The organism is Amycolatopsis aidingensis, from assembly GCF_018885265.1.
In the GTDB taxonomy this organism is placed as follows: Bacteria; Actinomycetota; Actinomycetes; order Mycobacteriales; family Pseudonocardiaceae; genus Amycolatopsis; species Amycolatopsis aidingensis.
The window spans coordinates 5,149,793-5,165,268 of sequence record NZ_CP076538.1 but is presented as its reverse complement, the minus strand read 5'-3'; the positions used below and the strand labels follow the sequence as shown (position 1 = coordinate 5,165,268).

The 15,476-nt window shown below is 70.1% G+C and carries 17 protein-coding genes; 11 read left to right on the top strand and 6 right to left on the bottom strand.

Annotated features, from left to right (window positions below; genetic code table 11):
* The first annotated feature begins 12 nt into the window (after positions 1-12).
* From KOI47_RS23620 to KOI47_RS23590, 7 genes are all read left to right on the top strand, one after another.
* Positions 13-1,317, top strand: coding sequence for an aminotransferase-like domain-containing protein (locus tag KOI47_RS23620; protein ID WP_216207484.1), 1,305 nt, complete (start codon positions 13-15; stop codon positions 1,315-1,317).
* Positions 1,318-1,372: 55 nt separating this feature from the next.
* Positions 1,373-2,359 (top strand): o-succinylbenzoate synthase, encoded by a 987-nt coding sequence (locus KOI47_RS23615; protein ID WP_216207481.1) that lies wholly within the window; start codon positions 1,373-1,375, stop codon positions 2,357-2,359.
* Positions 2,360-2,619: 260 nt separating this feature from the next.
* Positions 2,620-2,901, top strand: a complete 282-nt coding sequence (locus KOI47_RS23610; RefSeq protein WP_216207478.1) for a hypothetical protein — start codon at positions 2,620-2,622, stop codon at positions 2,899-2,901.
* A 177-nt stretch (positions 2,902-3,078) separates the two neighbouring features.
* Positions 3,079-4,281: a helix-turn-helix domain-containing protein gene (locus KOI47_RS23605; RefSeq protein WP_216207475.1), complete on the top strand. Its 1,203-nt coding sequence runs from the start codon at positions 3,079-3,081 to the stop codon at positions 4,279-4,281.
* A 61-nt stretch (positions 4,282-4,342) separates the two neighbouring features.
* Positions 4,343-4,612 carry a hypothetical protein gene (locus KOI47_RS23600; protein WP_216207472.1) on the top strand — a complete coding sequence of 90 codons (270 nt, stop codon included), beginning with the start codon at positions 4,343-4,345 and terminating at the stop codon, positions 4,610-4,612.
* A gap of 35 nt (positions 4,613-4,647) precedes the next feature.
* On the top strand, positions 4,648-4,809 hold the full coding sequence (locus KOI47_RS23595) for a hypothetical protein (RefSeq protein ID WP_216207469.1): 162 nt from the start codon (positions 4,648-4,650) through the stop codon (positions 4,807-4,809).
* Between the two features lie 315 nt (positions 4,810-5,124).
* A complete protein-coding gene (locus KOI47_RS23590) occupies positions 5,125-6,117 on the top strand; it encodes a radical SAM/SPASM domain-containing protein (RefSeq protein ID WP_216207466.1) in 993 nt (330 codons plus the stop codon).
* 19 nt (positions 6,118-6,136) lie between these two features.
* On the opposite strand, the gene KOI47_RS23585 is transcribed toward KOI47_RS23590, so the two are convergent.
* The gene (locus tag KOI47_RS23585; RefSeq protein WP_216207463.1) at positions 6,137-6,868 is read right to left on the bottom strand and encodes an AAA family ATPase; all 732 of its coding nucleotides are present in this window, start codon (positions 6,866-6,868) and stop codon (positions 6,137-6,139) included.
* An 83-nt stretch (positions 6,869-6,951) separates the two neighbouring features.
* Between KOI47_RS23585 and KOI47_RS23580 the strand changes: the two genes are divergently transcribed.
* Positions 6,952-7,800 carry a protein kinase family protein gene (locus tag KOI47_RS23580; RefSeq protein WP_216207461.1) on the top strand — a complete coding sequence of 283 codons (849 nt, stop codon included), beginning with the start codon at positions 6,952-6,954 and terminating at the stop codon, positions 7,798-7,800.
* 189 nt (positions 7,801-7,989) lie between these two features.
* Here the strand turns inward: KOI47_RS23580 and tgmC are convergent, their stop codons facing one another.
* The 4 genes from tgmC to KOI47_RS23560 form a co-directional block, all read right to left on the bottom strand.
* Complete coding sequence (gene tgmC, locus KOI47_RS23575) at positions 7,990-9,177, bottom strand: ATP-grasp peptide maturase system methyltransferase (protein WP_232376196.1); 1,188 nt, start codon at positions 9,175-9,177, stop codon at positions 7,990-7,992.
* Positions 9,174-10,154 (bottom strand): ATP-grasp ribosomal peptide maturase, encoded by a 981-nt coding sequence (gene tgmB, locus KOI47_RS23570; RefSeq protein ID WP_216207454.1) that lies wholly within the window; start codon positions 10,152-10,154, stop codon positions 9,174-9,176. Before tgmB ends, tgmC begins: the two co-directional genes overlap by 4 nt.
* On the bottom strand, positions 10,151-10,459 hold the full coding sequence (gene tgmA, locus KOI47_RS23565) for a putative ATP-grasp-modified RiPP (protein ID WP_216207452.1): 309 nt from the start codon (positions 10,457-10,459) through the stop codon (positions 10,151-10,153). Before tgmA ends, tgmB begins: the two co-directional genes overlap by 4 nt.
* A 97-nt stretch (positions 10,460-10,556) precedes the next feature.
* Positions 10,557-11,813, bottom strand: a complete 1,257-nt coding sequence (locus KOI47_RS23560) for an MFS transporter (protein ID WP_216207448.1) — start codon at positions 11,811-11,813, stop codon at positions 10,557-10,559.
* 101 nt (positions 11,814-11,914) lie between these two features.
* Here KOI47_RS23560 and KOI47_RS23555 point away from each other — a divergent pair, with 101 nt between their 5' ends.
* Genes KOI47_RS23555 through KOI47_RS23545 form a run of 3 tightly spaced genes read left to right on the top strand, consistent with a single transcriptional unit; the run spans position 11,915 to position 14,253 of the window.
* Positions 11,915-12,139: an MbtH family protein gene (locus KOI47_RS23555; protein ID WP_216207445.1), complete on the top strand. Its 225-nt coding sequence runs from the start codon at positions 11,915-11,917 to the stop codon at positions 12,137-12,139.
* Positions 12,136-13,170, top strand: a complete 1,035-nt coding sequence (locus tag KOI47_RS23550) for a pyridoxal-phosphate dependent enzyme (protein WP_216207441.1) — start codon at positions 12,136-12,138, stop codon at positions 13,168-13,170. The genes KOI47_RS23555 and KOI47_RS23550 overlap by 4 nt, the downstream gene beginning before the upstream one ends.
* Complete coding sequence (locus tag KOI47_RS23545; protein WP_216207437.1) at positions 13,171-14,253, top strand: alpha/beta hydrolase family esterase; 1,083 nt, start codon at positions 13,171-13,173, stop codon at positions 14,251-14,253.
* Here KOI47_RS23545 and KOI47_RS23540 read toward each other — a convergent pair whose 3' ends face one another.
* Positions 14,254-15,450 (bottom strand): cytochrome P450, encoded by a 1,197-nt coding sequence (locus KOI47_RS23540; protein ID WP_232376195.1) that lies wholly within the window; start codon positions 15,448-15,450, stop codon positions 14,254-14,256.
* Positions 15,451-15,476: the final 26 nt, after the last annotated feature.

The window sequence follows — 15,476 nt, the reverse complement described above, 5'->3', positions numbered from 1 at the left end:
GAGGAGGAGTTGATGGACCCGCTGCGGCTGGGTGACCTGCACGGATCGCTGACCGATCCGGTGCTGGCCGCCATGGAGTTCCTGAACGAGATCGCCAACCGCTACCCGGATGCGGTGTCCTTCGCACCTGGGCGGCCCTACGAGGAGTTCTTCGACGTCCAGGACCTCCACCGGTACCTGCGGGCCTTCCACCGGTACCTGCTGGACGAGGCGGGGATGGACCCGGATCAGGCGCGCAGGACGCTGTTCCAGTACGGCCGCACCAAGGGCGTCATCCACGAGCTGATCGCCCGCAACCTCGCGGTGGACGAGGGGATCCAGGCGGATCCGGAGTCCATTGTGGTCACCGTCGGCTGCCAGGAGGCGATGCTGCTGGTGCTGCGCGCCCTGCGGTCCGACCCGCGCGATGTGGTGCTGTCGGTCTCCCCGGTCTACGTGGGCCTGACCGGCGCCGCCCGGCTGGTGGACATGCCGGTACTGCCGGTGCGCGACGGCCAGGCCGGGATCGACCTTGCCGACCTGGTGGCGCGGGTGCGGCAGGCGAGGACCGATGGCCTGCGCCCGCGCGCGCTGTACGTGGCGCCGGACTTCGCCAACCCGTCCGGGGCCACCATGGACGTCCCGTTGCGGCGGGAGCTGCTGCGCGTGGCCGAACGGGAGGACCTGCTGCTGCTGGAGGACAACCCCTACCGCCTGTTCGGGTCCACCGACGACCGGCTGCCCACACTGAAGGCACTGGACGACGGCGGGCGGGTGGTCTACCTGGGCTCCTACGCGAAAACCGGGTTCCCCGGCGCCCGGATCGGCTACGTGCTCGCCGACCAGCCGGTCGATCTCGGCGACTCGCGCACCGGCCCGCTGGCCGACCAGCTGTCCCGGCTGAAGAGCATGGTCACCGTGAACACCCCGCCGGTCAGCCAGGCCATGATCGGCGGCCTGCTGCTGGAGCACGGCTTCGACCTGGCGAAGGCGAACCTCCGCGAGATCGAGGTCTATCGCCGCAACCGCCAGCAGGTGTTCGACGGCCTCGCCGCCCGGCTGCCGGACGCGGCGCGGCTCGGGGTGAGCTGGAACAGCCCTTCCGGCGGGTTCTTCATCGTGGTCAGCGTGCCGTTCCCGGTGGATGACGCGCTGCTGGAGCTCTCCGCCCGCGAGCACGGGGTGCTGTGGACCCCGATGCACCATTTCTACGGCGATGGTGTGCCGCTGCCGCACCTGCGACTGTCGATCAGCCTGCTCACCTCCGAGCAGGTCGAGCTGGGCCTGGACCGGCTGACCGCCTTCATCTCCCAGCGCATCCAAACCGGTCTCACCTGAGCCACCGGGACACGCACAGCAGCGGCGGCCGGGCGGGGCGAGGACACTGGCACCGATGAGCGACGACATCGACCTCGCCGGAGCCCGCTGCTACGCCATCCCCATGCGTGCCCGCTTCCGGGGGATCACCGTGCGCGAGGGAATGCTGGTCCAGGGGCCCGCCGGATGGGGCGAGTTCAGCCCGTTCGCCGACTACCAGGACGCGGTGGCCGCCCCCTGGCTGGCGACGGCGATCGAGCAGTGCACCCTCGGCTGGCCCGAACCCGTGCGTGAGCGGGTTCCGGTCAACTGCACCGTCCCGGCGGTCGGCCCGGAGCGCGCACACGAGATCGCCGCAGGTTCCGGATGCCGCACCGCCAAAGTGAAGGTCGCTGACCATCCGCAGTCGCAGGCCGAGGACCTCGCCCGGGTGGAGGCGGTACGGGACGCGCTCGGCCCCGGCGGAGCGATCAGGGTGGACGCCAACGGCGCCTGGGATGTCGACACCGCCGTCGCCAACATCCGCGGGCTGGACCGGGCCGCGGGTGGCCTGGAGTACGTCGAGCAGCCCTGCCGCACCATCGAGGAACTCGCCGCGGTCCGGCGGCGAACCGAGGTCCGGATCGCGGCCGACGAGTCCATCCGGCAGGCCGAGGACCCGGTGCGGGTGGCGGTCGCGGGCGCTGCCGATGTGGCGGTCATCAAATGCACCCCGCTCGGCGGAGTCCAGCGTTCGTTGCGGGTCGCCGAGGCTGCCGGGCTGCCGTGCGTGGTCTCCTCCGCGCTGGAGACCAGCGTCGGGCTGGCCGCGCAGGTCGCCCTCGCGGCCGCCCTGCCCGAGCTGGACTTCGCCTGCGGACTCGGCACGATCGCGCTGCTGGAGGGCGATCTCGTGGCGGGTGCGGGCTCGGTGCGGGCGGTGGACGGCTACCTGCCGGTGCCGCGCACCCCACCCGCCCCCGACCCGGACCTGCTCGGCAGCTATGCGCTCGTCGATCCGGAGCGGGCCGCGTGGTGGCGCGAGCGGCTCACCCGCGTGGCCGCGCTGCGGCCGTCGCTGTGAGGTGCCGACCGTGTTCAACAGGTGATCAAGTGGTTACCCTGTGGGGTGCACCTCGTCGCGGTTGGACACCCCGGCCTGCGGGCCGGAGCACGCGAAGGGGCCTGCTCCGAGGGAGGGCGCCATGGTCGAGCGTTTCGGTCGGGTACTCCGTACTATGGCGGGGCCACGAACGTGTCCGGCCTGCCTCGGCAACGGGCTCGACCCGGACGACAGCAGCCGGAAGCGGTACTGCCCACGGTGCGGAGGAATCGGCGAGGTCTATGACTAGTCCACCCGCATGCGACCTCTGCCAGGACACCGGCACGATGTCCTGGCAGCAGCCGCGACCGGACGGCGTGCAACGCACCGTGGAGATGCCGTGCCCGCGAGGCTGCGGTGGTCACTGGCGGCATCCGCACGCGGAACGGGACAAGGTGATCGAGCAGCCGGACGACCGGCCCACCCGGGTCCGCGGGCACGCCGACGAAGCCCAGGAGATCGGCGGCGACTTCATCCGCGACGCGCTACGTGACGGCGGCTTCCTGCCGCCTGGCCAGCCGTAGTCCCGGCCCGGCCCCGGCACCAGCGGGACGCGGCCGACCGTGCCACCGACGTGGCGACCGTGTTCACCCGGTCAGGTAGTGGCTACCCTGATGGTGCGCCTCTTCGCGGAGGGGCGTCCCGGAGGAGCCGGGGGTACGCGAAGAGGTCTACTCCGCGAAGGGCAGGTGTGCGCTGCCATGTACGACGATGGCAACGATGTCGGCCGCCGACTACGCGAAATTCGCTCGTGGCGGCAACTGAGTCTCCAGGTCACCGCCGACCTGTCCGGAATCTCCTACGGGTACCTCGCCAAGATCGAGCGCGGCGAGAAGCCGGTCACCAAACGACGGACGCTGGAAGCGCTGGCCGCGGCGCTGCGGGTGTCACCGGTGGAGCTGACCGGCAAGCCATACACTCCGGTCGCGAAAGACGATGCGGAAACGTTTGCACAGATGACGGCACTCGGCGACATGCTCATCGGGTGGTGGGTCGGTGAGGTACCGGACACTCCGGCACGGCCGTGGGAGACGGTGCTGGTGGACTTCGACCGGCTGAACAATGAGCTGCGTCCCGGTTCGGACTACGCCGCGCAAGCAGCGATGCTGCCCGGCTTGGTTCGCGAGTTGCTCGTCTACGCCGCAGACCCTCAGCGGAAGACGGATGCCCTGGTGGCGCTTGTGCAGGCCTACCATGCCGCGGGTGCGCTGGCGGCCCGGCTCGGTTTCGCTGGGTTACCGACCGTCGCGGTCGAACGGATGCGATCGGCAGCCGAACTACTCGGTGATCCGGTCTGGGTGGCCGCGTCGGCATGGTCGCGGGCGCATCTACTGAGCAGCACCAGCCGCCCGAGGCAGTACCAACTGGCGGTCCGCGTGGCCGACTCCGCACCGGTCGAGCGGCCGGAGACGCGTGGCATGGCAAACCTGACAGCGGCACTCGCGGCGGCCTCGCAGGGCGACGCCGATTCGGCACGTACCCACCTGGATGAGGCCGCGGCGGTCGCCGAACAGCTTGAACCGGACGTGTCGCCGTGGCCGCCGTCGATGATGAATTTCGGCCGCACCAACGTCGGAATCTGGAAGACCTCTATCGGGGTCGAGCTGGGTGAGGGCGCGAAGGTAGCCCGTTACGCTCGCGGTTTGCGCCTCGAGTCCATCTCCACCTCCCGACAGGCCGGGTTCTGGGCCGACTACGGGCGCGGGTTGCTCGCCGAGCGGAAGACCCGCGAGGAGGGCCTCGGCGCGATCTTGCACGCCGAACGGCTGGCTCCCCAGCAGATCCGTAGCAACACTTTCGTGCGAGAAGCCGTTTTCGGGCTGCTCGGTTCGGCGCGGCGCGATGCCGGTGGGCGGGAACTACGTGGCCTTGCATGGAGGATGGGCGTAGTGCCGAACGGGTGAACCCGACTCGTTTGTCCTTCTAGGACAAGGTAGCCGACGAGTAGCTCTTAGCGTTCGTTGTGTGACGGACGGCGACTGGCTTCCTGGTGGGTGGCTGCCCTGGCGGGGCGAGCTGCACTACATCACCGGTTACTCCCGTGGGCGGGAGAACGGTGGGTTCCGGGCGATCATCGCGTGCCTCAACCAACGGATCGTGTACGCGGACCTGCTGACCGAAGACCCGCCGAAGTGCGCGGAGTGCGTGGTCCACCACCAGCGGCGACAGGCCGAGCTGGCCACGAAGCCGCGGGTGGGTGGTGGCTGGGGTGGATGGCACGGGGCCGCCCGATGACCCGCCGCCACCCACCGCCACAACAATTCGTGCGGTTGCGGGTACCGGAAGCGGAGGCGCGGCAGTGGCCACGGCTCACCCGGGAGGCACGCAGGTGCTGGTACTGCCGCACCACCTACCCGACCTCCGGCCACGCCACGCGGTGTGAGCAGGTGCATGAGGCCGAGACCCGGCGTACCGGCAACGGGAGCAGCTGATGCCTGCCACCTGAGTTCACGACACCGAACCCCTCGACCGCTGCCGGATCTCCCTTCCCTCGGAACCGGCAGCACGGGCCCCGGCGCGTCCTCCTTCACTCCCGCGCCGGGGCCCATCCGGACCGCTTCGGTGCTGGCCCATCGGAGTGGTGAGCCCCGGGCGGCTCCCTTTCTCCTTGCCGGGTTGAGCCGCCCGGGGCTCCGGTCCGCTCGAGCATCCCGCCGTTGGTCCACTCGGGTTGTCCGGGCTGGCCTCGATGGGTTGCCGGGCCACACTGGAGCTCCGGACGTGATTGACACTCAAGGAGGTTGGGTATGGCTGGAGTGTCGTTCCTGTGGTTGGAGTTGACCGGCACCTGCCAGCTTGCCTGTGCTCACTGCTATGCCCAGTCCGGCCCGTCGGGTACCCACGGGTCAATGACCCGTGCTGACTGGGTGTGGGTACTCGACCAGGCGGCGGAAATGCGAGTGGAGATCGTCCAGTTCATCGGCGGCGAGCCAACGCTGCACCCGGACTTGCCGGGGCTGATCGACCACGCGCTGGCCTGCGGTTTGGAGGTGGAGGTGTTCACCAATCTGGTGCACGTCACCGAGCCGCTGTGGGAAGTGTTTACCCGGCCGGGGGTGTCGCTGGCGACCTCGTACTACTCTGACGACCCCGACCAGCACGCGGCGATCACCGGCCGCCCCAGCCACGCCCGCACGAAAGCCAACATCGCCGAGGCGTTGCGGCGCGGTGTCCCACTGCGGGCCGGGGTGATCGACTTCGGCATGGTGGATGACGCCGCACAACGGTCCGAGCGAGCGCACACCGAACTCGCGGACCTTGGAGTGCCCGCCGTCGGCTACGACCGGGTGCGTCAGGTCGGCCGCGGCGTGCGCGACCAGCAGCCGGGCACCGCCCAACTGTGTGGGCGCTGCGGCGATGGAGTCGCCGCTATTTCCCCGAACGGGGATGTCTGGCCCTGCGTGTTCAGCCGTTGGCTGCCCATCGGCAACGTCTTGGACGTCGAACTGGCTCGCGTTCTGTCCAGCCCTCTGGCCGACGAGGTCAGGGCCAGCCTGGAGCAGGCGTTCCGCGGCCACGCGAACACGGATGACACACAGGCATGCGGACCGAATTGCAGTCCGGTTTGTGACCCGGTCAACTGCGGGCCTCGGTGCGAACCGATGTCCTCGCCATGCAGTCCGAAACAGTGCTCACCTGCGGATCAGTTCTGCTCCCCGAACTACCCCGGCCCGGGGCGCCGGTGCTCACCACGAACAGGCAATCCTTGCCAGCCAATGCAATGCCGCCCGACCCGCTAGGAGCCTCCTGAGTTGATTCCTAGTCAGCGTCGAACATTCGTTGTGGGTGGCGCAGGAATGCTTGCCACAGCCGCACGGTTTCCAGATCCGACCAGTCCTGCTCGCAGATCCCGTCCTCGGACAGTTCCAGGATCTGCGCGGCGGGTAGCGCGGCGACCAGCGGGGAATGGGTGGAGTAGATGACCTGAGCATTGTGTGTGGTCACCAGTTCGCGCAGGTGATGCAACAGCACGAGGGTGGACTGAAACGACAGCGGGCCTTCGGCTTCATCGAGCAGGTAGAGGCCAGGGCCGTTGAATCGCCCGGTGATGGCTTGCAGGTAGGACTCGCCGTGGCTGACCTCCCACGACAGACGGTCGCCATAGCCGGCGATGCCCATGTCGGTCATGTAGGCCAACATGCCGTGGGCGGTTTCGGCGCGGAGGAAGAACCCGGTGGCATTCCTTCCGGTGAATTTGCTGCCGCGGCTCGTGCGGTGCAGACGAAGGGCTTCACCAAGTGGGCTCTTGTCCAGGGGGCTGGAGTAGCGCCTGCCGCCATGCCCGCCACGAACGTCCAGCCCGTATGCCTCGGCGATGCCTTCCAGCAGGGTGGACTTACCGCTACCGTTGGCGCCGACCAGCACGACAAGGTCGCTGGTGAAGGTCAGCCCGTTCTTGGCCACGTCGCGGATCGCGGGCACCGACAGCGGCCAGGCGGCTTCGTCGTCGGCGGCGAACGCGGAGGTCACCTTGACGTGGTCGATTAACATGGCCCCAAGCCTAGAACCCCACGCACCTTGGCGACGGACAGTGACTAAAACTACTGTCCGTTATAATCCTTGCGGAAGCTTCCATGCCGTTCGATGACACCACGGCCGACCAGCGCACGTGGCTTTGCGGGCAGCTGGCCGTCGCCGCCGCGCAGGTCAAGGGCACTCTCACCGGACGTCACAGCTTCGGATGGCACGAGCGCACCGTCGGGGCACGAATCGACACCCCTGACGGCCCCCTCTGGCTACGAGTCATCAGCGAACACGAGCGCTGGAGCAGAGGCGACAGCTGGACCGGTAACAGCGACGCGAACGACGAGACGTTCGCCTCCGTGCCGAAGCCGATGCTCTTGGATATGCTCGAATGGACGGTCGGCGACCAGCGAGTCCGGGCCGAACTGATGACCTACGTGCCGGACGAAACCCTCGCCGACGACATGATTTTCCGCAGCCACGTCGAGCTGCCCGAAGCGTGGTGGGCCGCGTTGCGCCGGGGACTGCGCGCCGTGTCGGCGGTTCGTCACACTAAACGGGTGATCATCGGCGACGATGTCCTCCGCCACCACCTGCTCGCCGCCTTCGGTTTCGACCTCGATGTGGACCGGCTCGACTGGTCATGCGCCCACGGTGACCTGCACTGGAGTAACCTGACAGCGCCCACCCTGTGGATTCTCGACTGGGAACACTGGGGCTGGGCACCGCGTGGTTACGACGCCGCGGTCCTCTACTGCGCGAGCACCCTGGCACCCGACCTCGCCGCCCAAGTCCACCAGCACTTCGCTGACCAACTGGACACCTACAGCGGTCGAGTCGCCCAGCTGGCCGCTATCACCAAGCTCTTGTGCCGAGTGGAAGACGGCGACCACCTCGACCTCGCCAAACCCCTCCACCAGCTCGCCGCCGCCCTCCTGTGGCAGCTGCAACAGGAATGATTTCCCCGGCGGGCTGTTTGCTCGGCACCGAGGGAACTGTTCGCTGGTGACGCCGTCGAGCCAGCTTTGATCAGCCAAGACGCCTGCGCATCGGTAGCGCCGAGGGCGAGCGTGAGCAGCTCGTCGGCGGGCGCCTCCCTTTCTCCTTGCCGGGGTGAGTTGCCCAGGGCTCCGGATGGGCTCACCACGTCACTGGGCGATGGGCCAGCGGCGCGGGCTGTCCGGTTGGTCCAGCCAGACGGTCTGCTCGCTTGGGGTGACGGTAAGTCCGAAACGGTCCCATCCGGGCCGGTCGAGCTGGTTCCACAGGTCGTGGGCGCTCTCGATGATCTGCCACAGTCGGCGTGGCCCGCCCTGGGCGACCTCGTGGCCGCCGCTGTCGGTGATGCCCATGCTGATGCGGGCCCAGGAGCCGTCCGGGGTGGTGAGCGAGACGTCGGGCGGCCGGGCCGCGTCGGTGTCGGTGCTGCCGGCGAACCCGATCGAGATGTCGGGGCCGATGTCGAACGCGGCGAGGAACCACACGATCATCGAGTTCCACGGGGTCTGCGGGTCCACGGTAGTCATGTGACGCTCGATACTGGTGGCGTCGCGGTGGGCCCAGGCGGGACTGCGGTCGGGTTCACCGGGCTGGGAGCGTAGTCCCATGAACGCGGCATAGGTCGAGTCGAACCGCCCCTCGGCCCGGTTGAGCCCGGTGCGGGTGACGCGGACGAGGCTACCGGCGTTGGGGGCGATCTTCAGATCGGTCAGGACCGCGCCACCGACTGGGACTTGCTCGACCCAGGTCCACGGGATCGCCGGTACCGCGCAGGTGGCAATGATGCGGTCGAACGGGGCGTGCACCGGCAGCCCGGCGGAGCCGTCGCAGGTGACGAGGGTGGGCGTGAATCCCAAATGCCGCAAGCGTTTCCGGGCGGTGCTGATCAGGCCGGGCTCGACGTCGACGGAGTACACCCCCGCCGAGCCGAGCCGGTGGCACAGCAGTGCGGCGTTGTAGCCGGTGCCGGTCCCGATCTCCAGTACGCGGTGCCCCTCGCGGACGTCCAGGGCCTGGAGCATCCTCGTCATCAAGCCTGGCTGGGTCGAGGAGGACAGCACCCTTGGCGGTCGGGTGTCCTGGCGCAACGCGGTGATCAGCACCGAGTTGGAGTAGATCTTCTCCAGCCACTGTCGACGGCCTTCGTCGGTCGTGGTGTCCGAACGGGTCCAAGTGCCGGTGCGGTCCTGTTGGAAGTAGTCGGGCACCAGTTCGTGGCGCGGCACCGCGCACACCGCGGCCCGCCATGCCGGGTCGCTGAGCTTGCCCGACTGTTCCAGATCCCTGGCCAGCCGTCGTGCCAGGGCAGGCCACTCCGTGTCAAGGCTGGTTGTCACGGGCAGTCTCCTCCGGCTAGCAGATTGGCGATGGCGTGGGTGATCGGCGCCCCGGTCTGGGCTTCCAGCCATCCATACTGCCCGTTGCTGTTGCTTTCCAAGAACACCCAGCGGTCCGTGTCTTTCTCGATCGCGAAGTCCAGCGCGGCATAGGTCAGGCCGAGCGTCTTCGTATAGGTGCGCACTCTGTCGGCGATCTGCGGCGGGGTATCGACCAGGCGGTAGGTCAGCGACTCGAAGTCGGCCCGCCAGTCGACATGGCCGGCCGGGGAGCCCGCCTTGATCAGGATGGTGAACACCGCCTCACCGACCACCACGACGCGGGCTTCGTGGGCCTTGTCGACCCATCGCTGCAGCTGGGTCGCGGTCGAGGCGACTGACCCCACGCTTGTGAGGTCCGCGTCATCGAGACGGCGGGCGAATGCGACCTTAAGCGCGCCGCCCTCAGTGATGGTGTTCGGGCCGAATGACTTGCAGATCGTGTTGTCCACGCCTTGCTCGGTGGCGAACCGGGCCGCGGCGTCGGGGCTGTTGGTCACCATCGTCGGCTGTACCGACAGGCCGCTGGCCGCCGCAGTCGCCAGCTGCAGGGGCTTGAACACCGCGTCCGCGGTCCGATTCGGATGGTTGCACCACAGGACAGGCAGCGCGGCCAGCACACCACCGAGCCCGAGCCGGGCCTCCCGGTGGGCATAGGCGCGTTCCACCTCGGTCAGCCCGGTCGGGAAGCGAAACGCAGCCGGATCGCGATACCAGATCGACCGGATGTCGGAGAGATCGACGCTACGGTGCTCGGTGGACAGCGCACCTGCCCACCGGCCGGCGTCGTCGAGGTGGGCGTCGAGCGCGAGCTGGCTGGGAAACCAGCTCGTGTCGACGCGGAACACCGCGACACCCCGCCCGGTGAGCGTCCGCACCACCGCGTCCACCGGGGCGTCCGCCTCCTGGGCGAAGATCACCACGGTGTTCGGAGTCATTTCTCTTCCCAGCCCCAGTTCTCCTCCGGGCCCTCGTCCCCGTCGGTGGAGGATTTGGACTCCCACTCCTTTCCCATCATCTCGATGAGTGGCACCCCGTCATCGCCAACGGCGACCTGCAACTCGTGGCAGTACGAATACGACCTGACCGTCGGAGTCGGCCTGGCCTGGGCGAACAGTAGCCCGAACGGCCGGGTTTCCTGTGGTCCCGGCGTCGCCGAAGCCGCTGGAACACGCACGCAATAGCGGATCTGGGCGCTGGACAACGGATTGTCGTCCAGCAGCGGGTCGGGCACGGTGGTCATTCTCAGCCCTCCTCGAGGCCGCGGTGCCGTCGCCGAGATTGCACAACCGGCCACACACCGTGAAACGAGTCTAAGAGCACCGCGCAACGGCGAGTGCTCAGGCCGGCTCGGTTTCGTGCTGCCGGGGGCGGGTTCCCAGCCTGCGGCCCGCCACGCCGATCAGCAGCCAGCCGGTGCCGCAGATGGCGATCAGCGCCAGCCACGGCCACACCGGGCCGAGTGAGAGCAGGCTGGTGAACAGCAGCGGGGCCACCACGGTCGCCGTTCCCCAGGACAGCTGATGCGTGCCGAGGTAGCGCCCGCGCAGGGCGGGCGGGGCCAGCCGGGCGGCGAAGGCCGCGCTGGTGGGGGCGAACAGCAGCTCCGCGGCGGTGAACACCACCACTCCGGCGAACACCACGAGCACGGCCATCGGCGGGGCCAGTAGCGCCGACACCGCCAGCACACCGAAGCAGGCGATCCACACCAGCGCGGCCAGCCGGAGTACCCCGGTCTCCGCCCGCCGCTCGGTCCAGCGCACCACCGGCGGCTGCGCCAGCACCACCAGCACCGTGTTGACCGTGTAGAGCGCCCCTGGCAGCCAGGCGAGCTCGGGCATGGTCACGCCGACATAGGCGGGGATCAGCAGGATGATCGCGAAGATGGCGAGCACGAAGAATCCGTTGGCCAGCACCACCAGGGTGAACGGCCGGTCCCGCAGCACCTGGCGATATCCGCCTGCCGGGCGTGGCCGGGACACCGCGGCCCGCCTGCCCGCGCGGGCCCGCGCCTTCGGCCAGCTGCCGATGAGCACGGCCACCAGCAGGTAGCTCACCGCGTTGCCTGCCGCCAGCGCCTGGTAGCCCGCGTCGCCGAAGCCGACGACCGAGGCGGCGATGATCCCGCCGAGCCCGAGCGCGGCGTTGCGTGTGGAGCGGATCAGCGCGAACCAGCGTGGCTGCTGGTCCAGCCCGACCAGTTCGACCACGAGTGTCCCCTGGGCCGGTAGCCAGGCCCCGTCGGCCCAGTAGATCAGCGCGGCGACCAGCGCCAGCTGCCACGGAGTGTCCACGAAGAGGTAGCCGAGGAAACCGATGCTGTGCAGCAGGTTCGACCCGACCACCACGGTCGTCGCACCCAGCCGGTCCACCAGCGGGCCGGCCATCATCCCCGCCGGAACGCCTGCCAGCGCCGCGATCGAGAGCGCGGTGCCGATGCTGACCAGGTCCAGATCGGTGACGATGAGGAAGTACGGGATGGTGAACGGGATGAAGATCCCGCTGCCAAGGCTGTCCACCGCGGCGCCGATCGCCAGCCGGTGCAGCCCGCGCATCTGGGGGAGTCCGAGCCGCTGCGCGCCCCGGGTGATCGACATGGCCGCGACAATATCGCCGGAAGAACATTATCCGCAATCAATAACGAAACAAAAAGACGAGTCGCTACAATGTGAGCAAAAATGTGTGTGGAGGTATTTTCGTGTCGGGTGAGAACGAGGAAACCGAATACGAGGTCGTGGTCAACCAGGAGGAGCAGTACTCGATCTGGCCCGTCGCCCGGCCGGTCCCGGACGGCTGGCGCACCGTGGGGCAGCGCGGCCGGAAACAGCACTGCCTGGACTGGATCGAACAGCATTGGACGGATATGCGCCCGCGCAGCCTGCGCGAGACCCTGAGCGCGGCGGCGGCGCGGGAGCGGGTTTGACCGAGCCCGCGGGGGACCGGCCGCGGGTGTCCCTTGTCACCACACCGACCCGGCTGCAACCACTCACCGGGCTGACCCGCCGCCTGGCGTATGTCAAGCGCGATGACGAGAACTCCCCGGCCTTCGGTGGCTGCAAGGCCAGGGCGCTGGAGTTCACCCTCGGCGCCGCGACGGCGGCCGGGGCCACCACCATCCTCACCGCGGGCACCGTGGGTTCCAACCACGTCGCGGCCACCGCGGTGCACGCGGCCCGGCTGGGCCTTGCGGTCACCGCACTGGTCCTGCCCCAGGAACCGGGGCGGCTGGTGACCCGCAACCTGCGGCTGGCGCTGGCCGCGGGCGCGCGGCTGGAGCCGGTGCCCACCGGGGTCTCGGTGCACCCTTCCCGGGAACGCCATCGCGCCGCGCTGGCCGAACTGGGCAGCCGGGGTGAACGGCCGCACGTGATCCCGTTCGGCGGCGCGGACCCGGTGGCCGGGATCGCGCACGCACTGGCAGGCCGGGAGCTGGCCGAGCAGGCCAGCGCGCTGGACCTGCCCACCCCGCTGCGGGTGTACCTGCCTGCGGCCTCCACCCTCACCGCCGCCGGGATCGCCGCCGGGCTGGCGCTGTCCGGGCTGCCGTTCCGCGTGGTCGCCGTGGACGTGGTGGGCGATCCCTCGGTCACCGGTCCCGGCCCGCTGGAGCGGGCCCGCGCGGTGGCGGCCGCGCTCGGGGGCGGCGACCGGGCGGTGCGCCCGGAGCAGATCCGGCAGGTGGACGGGTGCGCGGGCGCGCCCTACGGCGTGCCAGGCCCGCGGGCCACCCGCGCGGCGAGCCTGCTGCACGACTCGGCCGGGGTGCGGGTGGACGAGTGCTACGGGGCCAAGGCCTTCGCCCGGTTCCTCGCAGACGCCAACGCCGATACCAAGGGCGAGGACGAAGACGGGGACGAGGGCACGTTGCTGTTCTGGCACACCGGTAACACCCGGGAGGCTGAACCGGGCGCGTCGGGAGCGGTCCATCCGGACCTCGCCCGCTACCTTGACTGAGTGCTTGCCCCGCAGTGTGCGACCGGGCCGGACGTGCCCGGCCCCCGGCGCCGGACGCCGTGGTGGCGCGTGCTCGCCGTCATCCTCGCCGTGTTGCTGGGCGGGTGTTCCGCGCCGGAGCAGCCGTCCCCGCAACGCCCCGCCGTGTCCTCCGCGGTCACGCCGCTGGCCGATGGTGGCACCACCCCGGCCCAGCGCCGGGTGGTCACCGACGCCGCCACCGAGGTCCGGGAGATCACCCTCGCCGGAACCTCCCGGAGCTACCGGCTGCACATCTCCGGCCTGCCGGCCGAGGGCGCGGGCTGGCCGCTGCTGCTGGTGCTGCACGGCAAGGGCGGCTCAGCCGCGCGGATGGAGCGCTACAGCGGGCTGAACGAGGCCGCCGACGCCCGCGGGGTGGCCGTGGCCTACCTGGAGGGGCGGCACGAGGGCTGGGCGGCCGCGCCCCGGCCCACCCGGCTGCGCCCGGACCCTGAGTCCGATGTGGACTTCGCAGGCGCGGTGATCGACGAGCTGATCCGCACTGCCGGAGTGGACCCCGACCATGTGTACGTGGCCGGGTTCTCCGAGGGCGGGGCGATGGCCCTGCGGCTGGCCGCGGAACGTCCCGGCTGGTTCGCCGCCGCCGCGTCCGTTGCGGGCCAGCTGGCGGGCCCACCGGCCCCGGTGCGGCCGCGTGGTCCGATCCCGGTGCTGTCCATCTACGGGGACGCCGACCCGCTGCGCCCCATCGGGGGACTGGCCGGTGTCCCGGAGCGGACCCCGGAGATCGGCAAGGAACCGCCCATGCCGACCCAGTCCACCGCCGAGACCGTGGCGGCCTTCCGGGAGGCCGGCGGGGCCAGTCGGCACCGGCACGAGGACCTGCCCGCCACTGCGCCGGCCGATGGCACCTCGGTCAGCAGGGACACCTGGACCAACCCCGGCACCGGGCTACAGGTGGTGTCCGTCATCGTGCACGGCGGCGGGCACACCTGGCCGGGCGGGGACTTCCGCAGCCCGGCCCGCACGGTCGGGGCGACCAGCGGGCAGCTGTCCGCAGCCGAGACGGTGCTCGACTTCCTGGTGCACAGCCGCAGCTGATCACCAGGTGACCGGGAGGCTCCGCGGCGAGCGCAGCAGCGTGCCCTCCTTCCACGGCACCTCCTCGGCGGGCTGCGCCAGCCGCAATCCGGGGAAGCGGGACAGCAGCGAGCCCAGCGCGACCTGGAGCTCGCCCCGCGCCAGCTGCGCCCCGAGGCAGACATGCACCCCGCTGCCGAAGGCCAGGTGCGGGTTGTCCGCGCGGGCGAGGTCCAGCTCCTCCGGATCGGCGAACATCTGCTCGTCCCGGTTGGCCGAGTTGGTGCTGGCCACCACGGCCTCGCCCGCCCGGACCAGCACGCCGCCCAGCTCGATGTCCTCGGTGGCGATCCGGGCGAACGCCCCGCCGGAACCGAGCGGGATGTAGCGCAGCAGTTCCTCCACCGCCGAGGGCACCAGTTCCGGGTTCTCCCGCAGCAGCGCCCACTGCTCGGGCCGGGAGAGCAGCAGGTACACCGAGCTGGCGAACTGGCTCGCGGTCGACTCGTGCCCGCCGACCAGCAGGGTGATCCCGGTCTGGGTCAGCTCCTTGTCGGTGAGCTTGTCATCGTCATGCGCGGCAACCAGCGCGCTGATCAGGTCCTCGCCGGGCTGCCGCCTGCGCTGCTCGGCCAGCTCGGCCAGGTACTCCTCCAGCGCCGCCCGCGCGGCCACCACCTCCTCGCGGGTGTGCGTGGTGGTGGACAACACCATGGCGGAGAAGTCCCGGAACCGGTGGTGCTCGTCCGGGGGAACGCCGAGCATCTGCGAGATCACCGAAACCGGCAACGGCAGCGCCAGGCTCTCCACCAGGTCGGCAGGCGGCCCGGTGCGCTCGATCTCGTCCAGCAGGCCGTCCACGATCTCCTGGGTGCGCGGCCGGAACTCGCGGACCCGCCGGGAGGTGAAGGCCCGCGCGATCAGCCTGCGCAGCCTGCTGTGCTCGGGCGGGTCCATGCTCAGGATCGATCCGGCAGGCGCGGCCTCCGGGGTGACCCGCGGGGTGTCTTCCCTTCCCGCCGCGCGCGCCCGGCTGAACCGGTTGTCGGCGAGCACGGTCTTGACGTCCTCGTACCGGGTCACCAGCCAGCATTCCGAGCCGTACGGCAACCGCACCCGCATCGCGGGCCGCTCGGCGCGCAGCTCGGCGTAGCGCGGGTGCAGGTCGAGGCGGACCGGGTCGCTGAAGGGGTAGGGGCACGCTTCGACTGTGGTCACTGGGTTTCCTCTCCCGTCGAGCCGGT

Excerpts from the sequence above, each read along its gene's own strand:
- KOI47_RS23620 (WP_216207484.1), top strand. The coding sequence starts at position 13 with ATGGACCCGCTGCGGCTGGGTGACCTGCACGGATCGCTGACCGATCCG.
- KOI47_RS23615 (WP_216207481.1), top strand. The coding sequence starts at position 1,373 with ATGAGCGACGACATCGACCTCGCCGGAGCCCGCTGCTACGCCATCCCC.
- KOI47_RS23610 (WP_216207478.1), top strand. The coding sequence starts at position 2,620 with ATGACTAGTCCACCCGCATGCGACCTCTGCCAGGACACCGGCACGATG.
- KOI47_RS23605 (WP_216207475.1), top strand. The coding sequence starts at position 3,079 with ATGTACGACGATGGCAACGATGTCGGCCGCCGACTACGCGAAATTCGC.
- KOI47_RS23590 (WP_216207466.1), top strand. The coding sequence starts at position 5,125 with ATGGCTGGAGTGTCGTTCCTGTGGTTGGAGTTGACCGGCACCTGCCAG.
- KOI47_RS23585 (WP_216207463.1), bottom strand. The coding sequence starts at position 6,868 with ATGTTAATCGACCACGTCAAGGTGACCTCCGCGTTCGCCGCCGACGAC.
- KOI47_RS23580 (WP_216207461.1), top strand. The coding sequence starts at position 6,952 with ATGCCGTTCGATGACACCACGGCCGACCAGCGCACGTGGCTTTGCGGG.
- tgmB (WP_216207454.1), bottom strand. The coding sequence starts at position 10,154 with ATGACTCCGAACACCGTGGTGATCTTCGCCCAGGAGGCGGACGCCCCG.
- tgmA (WP_216207452.1), bottom strand. The coding sequence starts at position 10,459 with ATGACCACCGTGCCCGACCCGCTGCTGGACGACAATCCGTTGTCCAGC.
- KOI47_RS23560 (WP_216207448.1), bottom strand. The coding sequence starts at position 11,813 with ATGTCGATCACCCGGGGCGCGCAGCGGCTCGGACTCCCCCAGATGCGC.